Origin of the sequence: Pseudomonas sp. B21-048, from assembly GCF_024748615.1 — a bacterium.
GTDB lineage: Bacteria > Pseudomonadota > Gammaproteobacteria > Pseudomonadales > Pseudomonadaceae > Aquipseudomonas.
Genome location: NZ_CP087168.1, coordinates 3,649,318 through 3,663,440 on the forward strand (window position 1 = coordinate 3,649,318; position 14,123 = coordinate 3,663,440).

Genomic DNA, 14,123 nt, shown 5'->3' on the forward strand with positions numbered 1-14,123 from the left:
CCGAAGGCGGTTTTTTTGTCAGCTGGTTTACATGTGCGGCTTACATATGCGAGATGAGCGCATCACCAAACGCGGAAGACGACAGCAGTTTCGCGCCCTCCATCAGACGTTCGAAGTCATAGGTCACGGTTTTCGCGGAGATCGCGCCGTTGGTGCCTTTGATGATCAGGTCGGCCGCTTCGGTCCAGCCCATGTGACGCAGCATCATCTCGGCAGACAGGATCAACGAACCTGGGTTGACCTGGTCCTTGCCGGCGTATTTCGGCGCAGTCCCGTGGGTCGCTTCGAACATGGCCACGGTGTCGGACAGGTTGGCACCCGGCGCGATACCAATACCGCCCACTTCAGCCGCCAGGGCGTCGGAGAGGTAGTCGCCATTGAGGTTCAGGGTCGCAATCACATCGTACTCGGCCGGGCGCAGCAGGATCTGCTGGAGCATGGCGTCGGCGATGGCGTCCTTGACGATGACGTTCTTGCCGGTTTTCGGGTTCTTGAACTGCATCCACGGACCGCCATCGAGCAGGGTCGCGCCGAACTCTTCAGCCGCCACTTCGTAGGCCCATTCCTTGAAGGCACCTTCGGTGAACTTCATGATGTTCCCTTTGTGCACAATGGTCAGCGAGTCGCGGTCGTTATCGACCACATACTGCAGGGCCTTGCGCGCCAGACGCTTGGTGCCTTCCAGGGACACCGGCTTGACACCGATACCGCAGTTTTCGTCGAAACGGATCTTGGTGACGCCCATTTCTTCTTTAAGAAACTTGATGACCTTGGTCGCTTCCGGCGAACCGGCCTTCCATTCGATACCGGCATAAATGTCTTCCGAGTTTTCACGGAAGATGGTCATGTCGACGTCGCCAGGCTTCTTGACCGGGCTCGGTACGCCTTCGAACCAGCGCACCGGGCGCAGGCACACATACAGATCGAGCTGCTGACGCAGGGCCACGTTCAGCGAACGGATGCCGCCGCCAACCGGGGTGGTCAGAGGACCCTTGATGGAAACCACGTAGTCCTTGACCGCATCCAGGGTTTCCTGAGGCAGCCAGGTGTCCTGATCGTAAACCTGAGTCGCTTTCTCTCCGGCGTAGACTTCCATCCAGGAAATTTTGCGCTCGCCGCCATAAGCCTTCTTAACAGCAGCATCGACAACCTTGATCATGACCGGGCTGATATCAACGCCAATACCATCGCCTTCGATGAAGGGGATGATCGGGTTGTTAGGAACATTGAGAGAATGGTCCGCGTTGACGGTGATTTTGTCGCCGACGGCTGGAACCTGAATCTTCTTGTATCCCATGCTGAACTCCATTGTTTGGATTGAACATCTGGCTGCGTTCGAGCGTACCCCAGTTAAATCGGCGCGCAAACCCTATGTTCCGCCCATCGGCCGCGAAGCTGCACAGTTCGCGACGTACAAGCTTGAAAGCAAAGGGAAAAGCGCCAAACTCAAGCACGGCGAACGACTCTACGCCCCGCACACCCCTGCGACCTTTAGACCAATGGACGAAAAACGTTGCCTATGAACCATCGGCAGATTGCCAGCTACCTATGTATAATGCCGCCGCTGACCACAGAGTCACGACGGCCGACCGCTCTATCACAGGACGTCGGGCCCGAATAAGCCGGATTGCTACCGCAGTCCACCCGCTTGACGCTCGACTGATGCACCCAACATCACCGCGAAGAAATCTCGACATTCGGCTCATGGATGACTTTGAACGAACGCGCTTACCGGCGCCCCTTGAGTTTCTGCGCACGCTTTAGCAAAGAAGAGAGAGTTAATCCGAATATGCCCACCCGCTCGAAGATCATCTATACCTTCACCGACGAAGCCCCAGCCCTCGCCACCTATTCTCTGTTGCCTATCGTAGAGGCTTTCACCGCCTCGGCTGATATCGCCGTTGAAACCCGCGATATCTCTCTTGCAGGGCGCATTCTGGCCAGCTTCCCCGAGCAATTGGGTGACAAAGCCGTAGCCGACCACCTCGCCGAACTGGGCGACCTGGCCGTTACGCCTGAAGCGAACATCATCAAGTTGCCGAACATCAGCGCTTCGGTTCCGCAACTGCAGGCCGCGATCAAAGAGCTGCAAGCCCAGGGCTTCGCACTGCCGGACTACCCGGAAACCGTGACCAGCGATGCCGACAAGCTCGCCAAGTCGCGTTACGACAAGATCAAGGGCAGCGCCGTTAACCCGGTTTTGCGCGAAGGCAACTCTGATCGTCGCGCACCGCTGTCGGTCAAGAACTACGCGCGCAAGCACCCGCACAAAATGGGCGCATGGGCCAAAGACTCCAAGTCCCACGTCGCTCACATGAGCACCGGCGATTTCTACGGCAGCGAAAAAGCCGCCCTGATCGACGCCGCTGACGCCGTCAAAATCGAACTGATCGCTCAAGACGGCACCACCACCGTCCTGAAAGAAAAAACCACCGTGCAAGCCGGTGAGATCCTCGATTGCGCCGTTCTGAGCAAAAACGCGCTGCGCAGCTTCATCGCGGCCGAGATCGAAGACGCCAAAGCCAAAGGCGTGCTGCTGTCGGTTCACCTGAAAGCCACCATGATGAAGGTCTCCGACCCGATCATGTTCGGCCAGATCGTTGCCGAGTTCTATGAAGACGCACTGGCCAAGCACGCTGACGTGCTGGCACAGATCGGCTTCAACCTGAACAACGGCATCGGCGACCTGTACGCTCGTATCAAGGCTTTGCCTGCCGAGCAACAAGCGCAGATCGAAGCGGATATCCAGGCGGTCTACGCCGTTCGTCCGTCGCTGGCCATGGTCAACTCCGACAAAGGCATCACCAACCTGCACGTGCCGAGCGACGTTATCGTCGACGCCTCGATGCCGGCGATGATCCGTGACTCCGGCAAAATGTGGGGCACTGACGGCCAGCTGCACGACACCAAGGCTGTGATCCCGGATCGCTGCTACGCCACCATCTACCAGGCAGTGATTGAAGACTGCAAAGCTAACGGCGCTTTCGATCCGACCACCATGGGCAGCGTGCCAAACGTTGGCCTGATGGCGAAAAAAGCCGAAGAGTACGGCTCCCACGACAAGACTTTCCAGATCAAGGCAAACGGCGTGGTTCGGGTTTCCGACAGCGCTGGCCGCACTCTGCTGGAACAGTCGGTTGAAGCCGGCGACATCTTCCGCATGTGCCAGACCAAAGACGCGCCGATCCAGGACTGGGTCAAACTGGCCGTCAACCGTGCCCGTGCAAGCGCAACTCCGGCCATTTTCTGGCTGGACCCAATGCGCGCCCATGATGGCGTAGTGATCGAGAAAGTTCAGGCTTACCTGAAGGATCACGACACGACCGGTCTGGACATCCAGATCATGTCGCCAGTCGACGCGATGAAGTTCACCCTGCAGCGCACTCGCGAAGGCAAGGACACCATCTCGGTGACCGGCAACGTATTGCGCGACTACCTGACCGACCTGTTCCCGATCATGGAACTGGGCACCAGCGCCAAGATGCTGTCGATCGTTCCGCTGATGAACGGCGGCGGTCTGTTCGAAACCGGCGCTGGCGGTTCGGCACCGAAGCACGTTCAACAGCTGCTGGAAGAAAACTTCCTGCGCTGGGATTCCCTGGGTGAGTTCCTGGCCCTGGCCGCCTCCCTTGAGCACCTGGGCGTGACTTACAACAACCCTAAGGCGCTGGTGCTGGCCAAGACCCTGGATCAGGCCACTGGCCAGTTCCTGGACAACAACAAGTCGCCATCGCGCAAAGTCGGCAACATCGACAACCGCGGCAGCCACTTCTACCTGGCGCTGTACTGGGCTCAAGCCCTGGCCGCCCAGACCGAAGACGCTGCACTGCAAGCGCAGTTTGGCGAACTGGCCAAAACCCTGACCGAGAACGAAGCAACCATCGTTGCCGAGCTCAACGCCGTTCAGGGCAAGCCAGTGGACATCGGCGGTTACTACCACGCCAATGCCGAGCTGATCAGCAAGGCCATGCGCCCGAGCAACACCTTCAACGCCGCGATCGCTGCGCTGGTTTAAGGTTGTAAGGATGCAAAGAAGCCCCGGCCCTGCGCCGGGGTTTCTGTTTCTGGCGTTCACACACTTCCAATATGAACACTGGACCAATGTGGGAGCGGGCTTGCTCGCGAATGCGGTTTATCATTCAACATTCATGCTGGCTGACCCACTGCTTTCGCGAGCAAGCCCGCCCCCACATTGACCATGTTTCAATATTCAAAATTCGAGGAAGCTTCATGGATTGGCTACCCCACATCACCGTCGCCACCATCGTCGAAGACAATGGTCGCTTCCTGATGGTCGAAGAGCTCAAGCACGGACAAACGGTGCTCAACCAACCGGCCGGCCATCTGGACCCGGACGAAACCCTGATCGAAGCCGCCGTGCGCGAAACCCTTGAGGAAACCGGCTGGGACGTCGAGCCGACCGGCGTGGTGGGCATTTATCTCTATACCGCCCCGAGCAACGGCGTGACCTACCAGCGGGTCTGCTTCAGCGCAAAACCGCTCAAACACCACCCGGACTATCAGCTGGACGACGGTATCGTCGGCGCAAAATGGCTGACGCGTGACGAACTGCTGCAACAGCGCGCAAACTGGCGCAGTGAGCTGATCATCCGCTGTATCGATGATTATCTGGACGGCAAACACTTCAGCCTCGAGCTGATCCGTCCTTCTCTTTAGCCTTGCGGGCTCCAGCCTGCTAGAATCGCGTCCTTTTTCAAGACACTCATTGAATCCCTATGCGTGATCCAGCCCCTTCTGACACACAAAAGAAGCGCGTCATTGTCGGCATGTCCGGCGGCGTGGACTCTTCCGTTTCCGCTCTTCTGCTGATCGAGCAGGGTTATGAGGTGGAAGGCCTGTTCATGAAGAACTGGGAAGAAGACGATGGAACGGAATACTGCACCGCCATGGATGACTTGGCGGACGCTCAGGCCGTGTGCGACAAGATTGGCATCAAGCTGCACACCGCCAACTTCGCCGCTGAGTACTGGGACAACGTGTTCGAGCATTTCCTGGCCGAATACAAGGCCGGTCGCACGCCGAACCCGGACATCCTGTGCAACCGCGAAATCAAGTTCAAGGCGTTCCTCGACTACGCCATGATGCTCGGCGCCGACCTGATCGCCACCGGCCACTACGTGCGCCGCCGCGACATCGATGGTCGTACCGAGTTGCTCAAGGGCCTGGACCCGAACAAGGACCAGAGCTACTTCCTGCACGCCGTCGGCGGCGAACAGATCGCCAAGACCCTGTTCCCGGTCGGCGAGCTGGAAAAACCCGAAGTGCGCGCGATTGCCGAGAAACACGACCTGGCCACCGCGAAGAAAAAGGATTCCACCGGAATCTGCTTTATCGGCGAACGCCGCTTCAGTGACTTCCTCAAGCAATACCTGCCGGCCCAGCCAGGCGAGATCAAGACCACCGAAGGCGAAGTCATCGGCCGTCACCACGGCTTGATGTACCACACCATCGGCCAGCGTCAGGGCCTGGGCATCGGCGGCCTGAAAGATGCCAGCGACGAGCCGTGGTACGTGTTGATCAAAGACCTGGAACACAACGAGCTGATCGTCGGACAGGGCAATGATCACCCTTATTTGTTCTCCCGTGCCCTGCTCGCCTCGGACATCTATTGGGTCAACCCGATCGATTTGACCGAGCCGCGCAAGCTGACCGCCAAGGTGCGTTATCGCCAGAGCGACCAGCCTTGCACGCTGGAAAAAACCGCCAGCGGCTACCGCGCGACCTTCGATGACCCGCAACGCGCGGTCACCCCAGGCCAATCCGTGGTGTTCTACGACGGCGAAATCTGCCTCGGCGGCGGCGTGATCGAAGTGGCCGAACCCTGGACCAGCAAGGGTCAGCGTTCATGAGCCCGACTCAGGAGCAGCTGACGGCCCTGGGCGGCGTGTTTCTCGCCGCCGTGCTGGTCGACAAGATCGCCAAGAGCGGCCAGACCAGCGAAGCCGGCCTGACCTGCATGCTCGGCAGCCTGTTGATTCGCGACCCCAAGGACACGCTGGAAGTCTATGGCGGTGACGACATCAACTTGCGTGAAGGTTACCGCGCGTTGATCGGTGCCCTGGAGCGCGACCCCAGCACCCTTCAGCGCGAACCGCTGCGCTACGCCCTGTCAATGCTGGGGCTGGAGCGTCAATTGGCCAAGCGGGAAGACATGCTGGAAGTGATCGGCAAGCGTTTGCCGCAGATTCAGTCCCAGGTCGAACACTTCGGCCCAGCTCACGAAAACGTGATTGCCGCTTGTGGCGCGCTGTACCAGGACACCCTGAGCACCCTGCGCCAACGGATTCAAGTGCATGGCGACATGCGCAACCTGCAGCAACCGAGCAACGCTTCGAAGATTCGCGCGCTGCTGCTGGCCGGCATCCGTTCAGCCCGCCTGTGGCGGCAGTTGGGCGGCCATCGCTGGCAGTTGGTGATCAGCCGGCGCAAGCTGCTTAAAGAGCTTTATCCGCTGATGCGCAGCAGCTGAACCGCGCCCGCAATACCGCTTTGTAGTCAGTAACGCGTAATACGCCGGTCAGTTGGCAACGGACCGGCGGATTTTTTCATGTATGATACGCGCCCCATTTCGTTGCCCGACTGTCCGAGAACACCCCATGCAGCTCTCTTCGCTCACTGCGGTTTCCCCTGTTGACGGCCGCTACGCCGGCAAAACCCAGGCCCTGCGCCCGATTTTCAGCGAATACGGTCTGATCCGTGCTCGCGTTCTGGTTGAAGTGCGTTGGCTCCAGCGCCTGGCCGCTCACCCTGCCATCAGCGAAGTGCCGGCGTTCTCCGCCGAAGCCAACGCGGTGTTGAACACCTTGGCGGAAAACTTCTCTCTGGAGCACGCCGAGCGTGTCAAAGAGATCGAGCGCACCACCAACCACGACGTCAAAGCCATCGAATACCTGCTCAAAGAGCAAGCGGCCAAGCTGCCAGAACTGGCTGCCGTCAGCGAATTCATCCACTTCGCCTGCACCAGCGAGGACATCAACAACCTGTCCCACGCCCTGATGCTGCGCGAAGGCCGTGATGATGTGATGCTGCCACTGATGCGCCAGACCGCCGAAGCCATCCGCGAGCTGGCCATCCGCTTCGCTGACGTGCCGATGCTGTCGCGTACCCACGGTCAACCGGCCTCGCCGACCACCTTGGGCAAAGAGCTGGCGAACGTGGTTTACCGTCTGGAGCGTCAAATCGCTCAAGTCGCCGCCGTTCCGCTGCTGGGCAAAATCAACGGCGCTGTCGGCAACTACAACGCTCACCTGTCGGCCTACCCTGAGATCGACTGGGAAGCCAACGCCCGCGCCTTCATCGAAGACGAGCTGGGCCTGGGCTTCAACCCGTACACCACGCAGATCGAACCGCACGACTACATCGCCGAGCTGTTCGACGCGATCGCGCGCTTCAACACCATCCTGATCGACTTCGACCGCGACATCTGGGGCTACATCTCCCTGGGCTATTTCAAACAGCGCACCATCGCTGGCGAAATCGGTTCGTCGACCATGCCGCACAAGGTCAACCCGATCGACTTCGAAAACTCCGAAGGCAACTTAGGGATAGCCAACGCACTGTTCCAGCACCTGGCGAGCAAGCTGCCGATCTCCCGCTGGCAGCGTGACCTGACCGACTCAACCGTACTGCGCAACCTCGGTGTCGGCTTCGCCCACAGCGTGATCGCGTACGAAGCCAGCCTCAAAGGCATCAGCAAACTGGAGCTCAACCAGCAGAAGATTGCTGCTGACCTGGACGCGTGCTGGGAAGTGTTGGCCGAGCCGATCCAGACTGTGATGCGCCGCTACAACATCGAAAACCCGTACGAGAAATTGAAAGAGCTGACTCGCGGCAAGGGCATCAGCCCTGAAGCGCTGCAGACCTTCATCGACGGCCTGGACATGCCTGCGCAAGCCAAGGCTGAGCTGAAGCTGCTCACCCCGGCAAACTACATCGGCAACGCTGTAGCGCAAGCCAAACGCATCTGATCGACCGCTTTACCCGTTTGAGACGCCCGGCAGCGCCGGGCGTTTTTATTCCCGTCTGAAAAGTGCTTTTTTTCAATAGGTTACACATGAATCCTGATATTCCTCTTCAACTTCTGGGTGGCATCACGGCGCGCGAATTCCTGCGTGACTACTGGCAGAAAAAACCGCTGCTGATCCGCCAGGCGATCCCTGATTTCGAAAGCCCGATCGACGCCGACGAACTGGCCGGACTGGCGCTGGAAGAAGAAGTCGAGTCGCGCCTGGTGATCGAGCACGGCGAGCGCCCATGGGAATTGCGCCGCGGCCCGTTCGCTGAAGACGAGTTCAGCAAACTGCCGGAGACCGAGTGGACCCTGCTGGTTCAAGCAGTCGACCAGTTCGTGCCAGAAGTCGGCGAACTGCTGGAGAACTTCCGCTTCCTGCCGAGCTGGCGCGTCGACGACGTGATGATCAGCTTCGCCGCCCCGGGTGGCAGCGTCGGCCCGCACTTCGATAACTACGATGTGTTCCTGCTGCAAGGTCACGGCAAGCGCAACTGGAAAATCGGCCAGATGTGCGATTCCGAGAGCAAGCTGCTGCCCCACGCCGACCTGCGCATCCTCGCTGATTTCGAAGCCACCGATGAGTGGGTGCTGGAACCGGGCGACATGCTCTACCTGCCGCCGCGCCTGGCCCATTGCGGCGTCGCGATTGACGACTGCATGACCTACTCGGTCGGTTTCCGCGCCCCGAGCGCCGCTGAGGTGCTGACTCACTTCACCGATTTCCTCAGCCAGTTCCTGTCGGACGAAGAGCGTTACACCGACGCCGACGCACTGCCGGCGGTCGATCCTCATCAGATCCAGCACGACGCCCTCGATCGCCTGAAAAGTCTGCTGGCCGAGCACATGAGCGACGAGCGCCTGCTGCTGACCTGGTTCGGCCAGTTCATGACTGAGCCGCGCTACCCGGAACTGGTGGTTGGCCCAGAGGAAGTCGAAGAAGACGACCTGCTCGCCAGCCTCGAGCAAGGCGCGGTGCTGATCCGCAACCCAAGCGCACGCTTGGCCTGGTCGGAAGTCGATGACGACCTGCTGCTGTTTGCCAGCGGCCAAAGCCGTTACCTGCCGGGCAAACTGCGCGAGTTGCTGAAAATGATCTGCGCCGCCGACGCGCTGCATGTCGACAACCTTGGCCAATGGCTGAGCGATGAAGACGGCCGCGGCCTGCTGTGCGAGCTGATCAAGCAAGGAAGCCTGGGATTTGCCGATGAATAAAATTCACGTACGTGTCGCAGACTGGCAAAAGGATAACGCCGAGATCCGGCGCATTCGTGAGACGGTGTTCATCGCCGAGCAATCCGTTCCGCCCGAGCTGGAATGGGATGCTGATGACGCAACGGCAGTCCACTTTCTGGCCTTTGAAGGCGACTTCCCGATCGGCACCGCCCGCCTGCTGCCAGATGGTCACATCGGCCGGGTGTCGGTGCTGAAGGACTGGCGCGGCTTGAAAGTCGGCGATGCGCTGATGCAAGCGGTGATCGGTGAAGCCGAGGAGCGCGGACTGAAGCAGCAGATGCTGAGCGCGCAAGTGCAGGCCACGGCGTTCTATGAGCGTTTGGGTTTCAGCATGGTCAGTGAGGAATTCCTGGAAGCCGGGATTCCGCATGTGGACATGGTGCGGCACTCCGCCTGAGACCCTGTAACTGATCGTTCCCACGCCCCGCCATCCCCGGATGCCGGGGCGTTTTGCTGTCTACGACTCAACTTGCCCCACCCCGGGCCGACAAACTGGCAATATCAAGACGTTGAAGGCGGAGATAACGGATATGTCCCTACGCACCCTGCTCACCACGCTGCTGCTGACCTGCAGTTTTTCGGTCATGGCCGCCACCGAGATCGTGCCCCTGAACTATCGCACCAGCGCCGATCTGCTGCCGGTGGCGCAGAATTTCATCGGCAAGGATGGCAAGGTCAGCGCCTATGGCAATCAGCTGATCGTCAATGCAGAACAGCGCAAGATCGACGAACTTAAGGCCTTGATCAACCAACTCGACGTGGCCGCCAAGCGCTTGCTGATCACCGTCGACACCAGCGAAAACAACTTCCAGGGTGATCAGGGTTACTCGGTGAACGGTGCCAAGCCGAGCCAGACTCGCATCATCAACCACAGCACCGACAGCCGCGACGGCGGTATCCAGCAGGTTCAGACCAGCGAAGGCACACCGGCGCTGATCCAGGTCGGCCAAAGCGTGCCGCTCACCAACACCCAGACTGACAGCTATGGTGACCTGCGCAGCCAGACCGAATACCGCAATGTCACCCAAGGCTTCTACGTCACCGCCAGCGTTACCGGCGACATCGTTCATCTGGCAATCAGTACTAACCGTGACCGGATGAGCCAGGAACGTCCCGATGTAGTGAACGTGCAAAGCACCGACACAACGGTCAGCGGCCGACTGGGCGAGTGGATCACCCTGGCCGGCGTAAATCGCCAGACTCAGGCCGACAAACAGGGCCCGACCCGCAGCTACTCGACTCAGGGCCGGGATGACATGACTCTGCGAGTGAAAGTCGATACGTTGGACTAAAGCACCAAAAACTGACTGATTAGTCGTATTAGACCAAAGATGTAGTGCTTGAAAAAAAGCACTACAAAACGTTTGACGAGCCAAAAAAGCAAAGGCATGATGGCCTCGCTCCCGCTAATCAGAGGCCCTGGCAAGGGCTTTCGAGTCGCTGTTCGCACCTACCCCGCGAGCCGATTCGTGTCTGTACCGCCCATAAGGTGTGTTTGACGAGGTTGCCGACTGGAACGAAGTTGTCCCGAGGGACGGAAGCGTAATTAGGTAACCCGGCTCCACACTGAAGTTCGCACCAAGGCCCACGACGCCTGAATGCGCTCGCCAGTTCGCCCTTACCTGCTCACTTCCCCTCGAGCCCATCGTTCATCCCGTCGCCATCCCCGCCGAACCCGACTTGACCGCCTAAGCTTCTGGTCAGCGAGCAGCCTCTTACGCCCTTCTTGAAACGCGTACTTGGCTGGAGCCGTAATTTTCCACCCCAAGATGACTTTTCATAAAAGACGCGACGAGGTTTATCTCCATGGCACTGACACGCGAACAGCAAATTGCAGCCCTCGAAAAAGATTGGGCTGAAAACCCGCGCTGGAAAGGCGTGACACGCAATTACTCCGCTGCTGACGTCGTCCGTCTGCGTGGCTCGGTTCAACCTGAGCACACCTTTGCAAAAATGGGCGCCGAGAAGCTTTGGAACCTGGTGACCCAGGGTGCCAAGCCGTCCTTCCGTCCTGAGAAAGATTTCGTCAACTGCATGGGCGCCCTGACCGGCGGCCAGGCTGTGCAACAAGTCAAGGCTGGTATCCAGGCGATCTACCTGTCGGGCTGGCAAGTGGCTGCGGACAACAACTCCGCCGAATCGATGTACCCGGATCAGTCGCTGTACCCGGTGGATTCGGTTCCGACCGTGGTCAAGCGCATCAACAACTCGTTCCGTCGCGCTGACCAGATCCAGTGGAAAGCCGGCAAGAACCCGGGCGACGAAGGTTACATCGACTACTTCGCTCCGATCGTGGCTGACGCCGAAGCCGGTTTCGGCGGCGTTCTGAACGCTTACGAACTGATGAAGAGCATGATCGAAGCAGGCGCCGCCGGCGTTCACTTCGAAGACCAATTGGCTTCCGTTAAAAAATGCGGCCACATGGGCGGCAAGGTACTGGTTCCTACCCAGGAAGCTGTGCAGAAGTTGACCGCTGCTCGTCTGGCAGCTGACGTTGCCGGTACTCCGACCATCATTCTGGCCCGTACCGACGCTAACGCAGCTGACCTGCTGACCTCTGACTGCGATCCATATGACCAGCCATTCGTGACTGGCGAACGCACCCAGGAAGGCTTCTATAAAGTGCGTGCCGGCCTGGACCAGGCCATTGCTCGCGGCCTGGCGTACGCACCATTCGCCGACCTGATCTGGTGCGAAACCGCCAAGCCGGATCTGGACGAGGCTCGTCGCTTCGCTGAAGCGATCAAAAAGGAATACCCGGACCAACTGCTGTCGTACAACTGCTCGCCTTCCTTCAACTGGAAGAAAAACCTGGACGACGCGACCATCGCCAAGTTCCAGCGTGAACTGTCCGCCATGGGTTACAAGCACCAGTTCATCACCCTGGCCGGCATTCACAACATGTGGCACAGCATGTTCAACCTGGCGCACGACTACGCCCGCAACGACATGACTGCCTACGTGAAACTGCAAGAGCAAGAGTTCGCTGACGCTGCCAAGGGTTACACCTTCGTGGCTCACCAGCAGGAAGTGGGCACCGGCTACTTCGACGACATGACCACCGTGATTCAAGGTGGCACGTCCTCGGTAACCGCGCTGACGGGTTCGACCGAAGAAGAACAGTTCCACTGATCTGCTTCGCTTAAGCAAACGGCCCTTGCGGACCGAATAAAAAGCTAACCGCAAAGCCGCTCATCTGACGCCCCGACTGGTTCGGGGCTTTTTTTTCCTGCCATTTATCGACCACCAAGAAACCCGACCCCCACAGGGAACGCGTCAACCTACAAAACTCTGCGAAACACATTGATCCAGAGCAGTTTCCCGACCCGGAAAATCAGGTAAAACGACCACGCTCGCTACTTGCAGTAACGCGTATATAAGACAACTTCCCGGCCACCCACCCGATAAACAGTTTGAAAACTGCGACAAATAATATTGATTATCATTTAGCGAGAACTATGTTCGTTACATTCCCTACAAAACATATTTGACAAAACCCCCGCTAATGCCCGAGTGGCATGGGCTACAGGGCTTTGGAGGCGTGCTATGTCCTTATTCTTGTAAATAATTTCGCTATCTGAATTTTACTTGCTCGGTGTTTAGCCATAAAATCACCGCGATTGATTGCTGCGACATATCGTCACTGCTTTGTTTCTTTTCAAGCTCAGAGACCTTTGCTCTCTGTCAAGGATTACCAGCATGCCCGAAGCGACCGGACTCATGGCCCACAACTGGGGCTTTGCCATTTTCCTTCTGGGTGTCGGCGGCCTTTGCGCCTTCATGCTCGGCGTATCCAGCCTCCTCGGGTCAAAAGCCTGGGGCCGCAGCAAAAACGAACCGTTCGAGTCCGGCATGCTACCTACCGGTGGCGCCCGCTTGCGGCTCTCAGCCAAATTCTATCTGGTCGCGATGCTCTTCGTGATCTTCGATATCGAAGCCCTTTTTCTCTTTGCCTGGTCTGTGTCCGTCCGCGAAAGCGGCTGGACCGGATTCGTCGAAGCTCTCGTTTTCATAGCAATTCTGTTGGCAGGTCTTGTCTACCTATTCCGAGTGGGCGCCCTTGACTGGGCTCCGGAAGCTCGTCGTAAGCGGCAAGCGAAGCTGAAACAATGAGGCTTTGGCAATGCAATACAATCTCACCAGGATCGACCCCGATGCTCCTAACGAGCAGTATCCGATTGGCCAACGGGAAACCGTTTCCGATCCGTTAGAAGATCAAGTCCACAAAAACATTTTCATGGGCAAGCTCGAAGACGTGCTCAACGGCACGATCAACTGGGGGCGCAAGAACTCCCTGTGGCCGTATAACTTCGGTCTTTCGTGCTGCTACGTGGAAATGACCACCGCCTTCACGGCGCCCCACGACATCGCGCGCTTTGGCGCCGAGGTGATCCGGGCATCGCCGCGTCAGGCGGATTTCATGGTTATCGCCGGTACCTGCTTCATCAAGATGGCGCCGATCATTCAGCGTCTCTACGAGCAAATGCTCGAGCCTAAGTGGGTCATCTCCATGGGTTCGTGCGCCAACTCCGGTGGCATGTACGACATCTACTCCGTCGTTCAAGGGGTGGACAAGTTCCTGCCCGTGGACGTCTACGTGCCTGGCTGCCCGCCCCGCCCTGAAGCTTTTCTGCAGGGCTTGATGCTCTTGCAAGAGTCGATTGGACAGGAGCGTCGCCCACTTTCCTGGGTCGTTGGCGATCAAGGCGTGTACCGCGCCGAGATGCCTTCGCAAAAGGATGCGCGCCGCGAACAGCGAATCGCAGTCACCAACCTGCGCAGCCCCGACGAAGTCTGATCCAGATCTGTTCTTACAAAGAAACGAGACACTGGCTTCATTCTTTACGTTGACCGAAAG

Annotated in this window: 13 protein-coding genes; 12 read left to right on the forward strand and 1 reads right to left on the reverse strand. The window is 58.6% G+C overall.

Features of this window, described 5'->3' with window-relative positions; translation table 11 throughout:
- Positions 1-40: 40 nt before the first annotated feature.
- Positions 41-1,297: an NADP-dependent isocitrate dehydrogenase gene (gene icd, locus LOY56_RS17100; RefSeq protein ID WP_007905029.1), complete on the reverse strand. Its 1,257-nt coding sequence runs from the start codon at positions 1,295-1,297 to the stop codon at positions 41-43.
- Here icd and LOY56_RS17105 point away from each other — a divergent pair.
- The 12 genes from LOY56_RS17105 (at position 1,296) to LOY56_RS17160 (ending at position 14,063) form a co-directional block, all read left to right on the forward strand.
- A complete protein-coding gene (locus LOY56_RS17105; protein WP_258615876.1) occupies positions 1,296-1,523 on the forward strand; it encodes a hypothetical protein in 228 nt (75 codons plus the stop codon). The genes icd and LOY56_RS17105 overlap by 2 nt on opposite strands.
- Positions 1,524-1,789: 266 nt before the next feature.
- Positions 1,790-4,015 carry an NADP-dependent isocitrate dehydrogenase gene (locus LOY56_RS17110; RefSeq protein WP_258615879.1) on the forward strand — a complete coding sequence of 742 codons (2,226 nt, stop codon included), beginning with the start codon at positions 1,790-1,792 and terminating at the stop codon, positions 4,013-4,015.
- A 215-nt stretch (positions 4,016-4,230) separates the two neighbouring features.
- The gene (locus LOY56_RS17115) at positions 4,231-4,677 is read left to right on the forward strand and encodes an NUDIX hydrolase (RefSeq protein ID WP_258615881.1); all 447 of its coding nucleotides are present in this window, start codon (positions 4,231-4,233) and stop codon (positions 4,675-4,677) included.
- 59 nt (positions 4,678-4,736) lie between these two features.
- The gene (gene mnmA, locus LOY56_RS17120; protein WP_258615884.1) at positions 4,737-5,870 is read left to right on the forward strand and encodes a tRNA 2-thiouridine(34) synthase MnmA; all 1,134 of its coding nucleotides are present in this window, start codon (positions 4,737-4,739) and stop codon (positions 5,868-5,870) included.
- On the forward strand, positions 5,867-6,490 hold the full coding sequence (hflD, locus tag LOY56_RS17125; protein WP_258615886.1) for a high frequency lysogenization protein HflD: 624 nt from the start codon (positions 5,867-5,869) through the stop codon (positions 6,488-6,490). Before mnmA ends, hflD begins: the two co-directional genes overlap by 4 nt.
- Positions 6,491-6,617: 127 nt before the next feature.
- Entirely contained in the window at positions 6,618-7,988 is a 1,371-nt protein-coding gene (purB, locus tag LOY56_RS17130) for an adenylosuccinate lyase (protein ID WP_123493780.1), read from the forward strand.
- Between the two features lie 86 nt (positions 7,989-8,074).
- A complete protein-coding gene (locus LOY56_RS17135; protein WP_258615888.1) occupies positions 8,075-9,244 on the forward strand; it encodes a cupin domain-containing protein in 1,170 nt (389 codons plus the stop codon).
- Complete coding sequence (locus tag LOY56_RS17140; RefSeq protein ID WP_007905044.1) at positions 9,237-9,662, forward strand: GNAT family N-acetyltransferase; 426 nt, start codon at positions 9,237-9,239, stop codon at positions 9,660-9,662. The genes LOY56_RS17135 and LOY56_RS17140 overlap by 8 nt, the downstream gene beginning before the upstream one ends.
- Before the next feature lie 133 nt (positions 9,663-9,795).
- Positions 9,796-10,557, forward strand: a complete 762-nt coding sequence (locus LOY56_RS17145; protein WP_258615890.1) for a secretin N-terminal domain-containing protein — start codon at positions 9,796-9,798, stop codon at positions 10,555-10,557.
- A 514-nt stretch (positions 10,558-11,071) separates the two neighbouring features.
- A complete protein-coding gene (aceA, locus tag LOY56_RS17150) occupies positions 11,072-12,397 on the forward strand; it encodes an isocitrate lyase (RefSeq protein ID WP_095053167.1) in 1,326 nt (441 codons plus the stop codon).
- A gap of 567 nt (positions 12,398-12,964) precedes the next feature.
- Positions 12,965-13,378 (forward strand): NADH-quinone oxidoreductase subunit A, encoded by a 414-nt coding sequence (locus LOY56_RS17155; RefSeq protein ID WP_007905050.1) that lies wholly within the window; start codon positions 12,965-12,967, stop codon positions 13,376-13,378.
- 10 nt (positions 13,379-13,388) lie between these two features.
- A complete protein-coding gene (locus tag LOY56_RS17160) occupies positions 13,389-14,063 on the forward strand; it encodes an NADH-quinone oxidoreductase subunit B family protein (RefSeq protein ID WP_258615892.1) in 675 nt (224 codons plus the stop codon).
- Positions 14,064-14,123 lie beyond the last annotated feature (60 nt).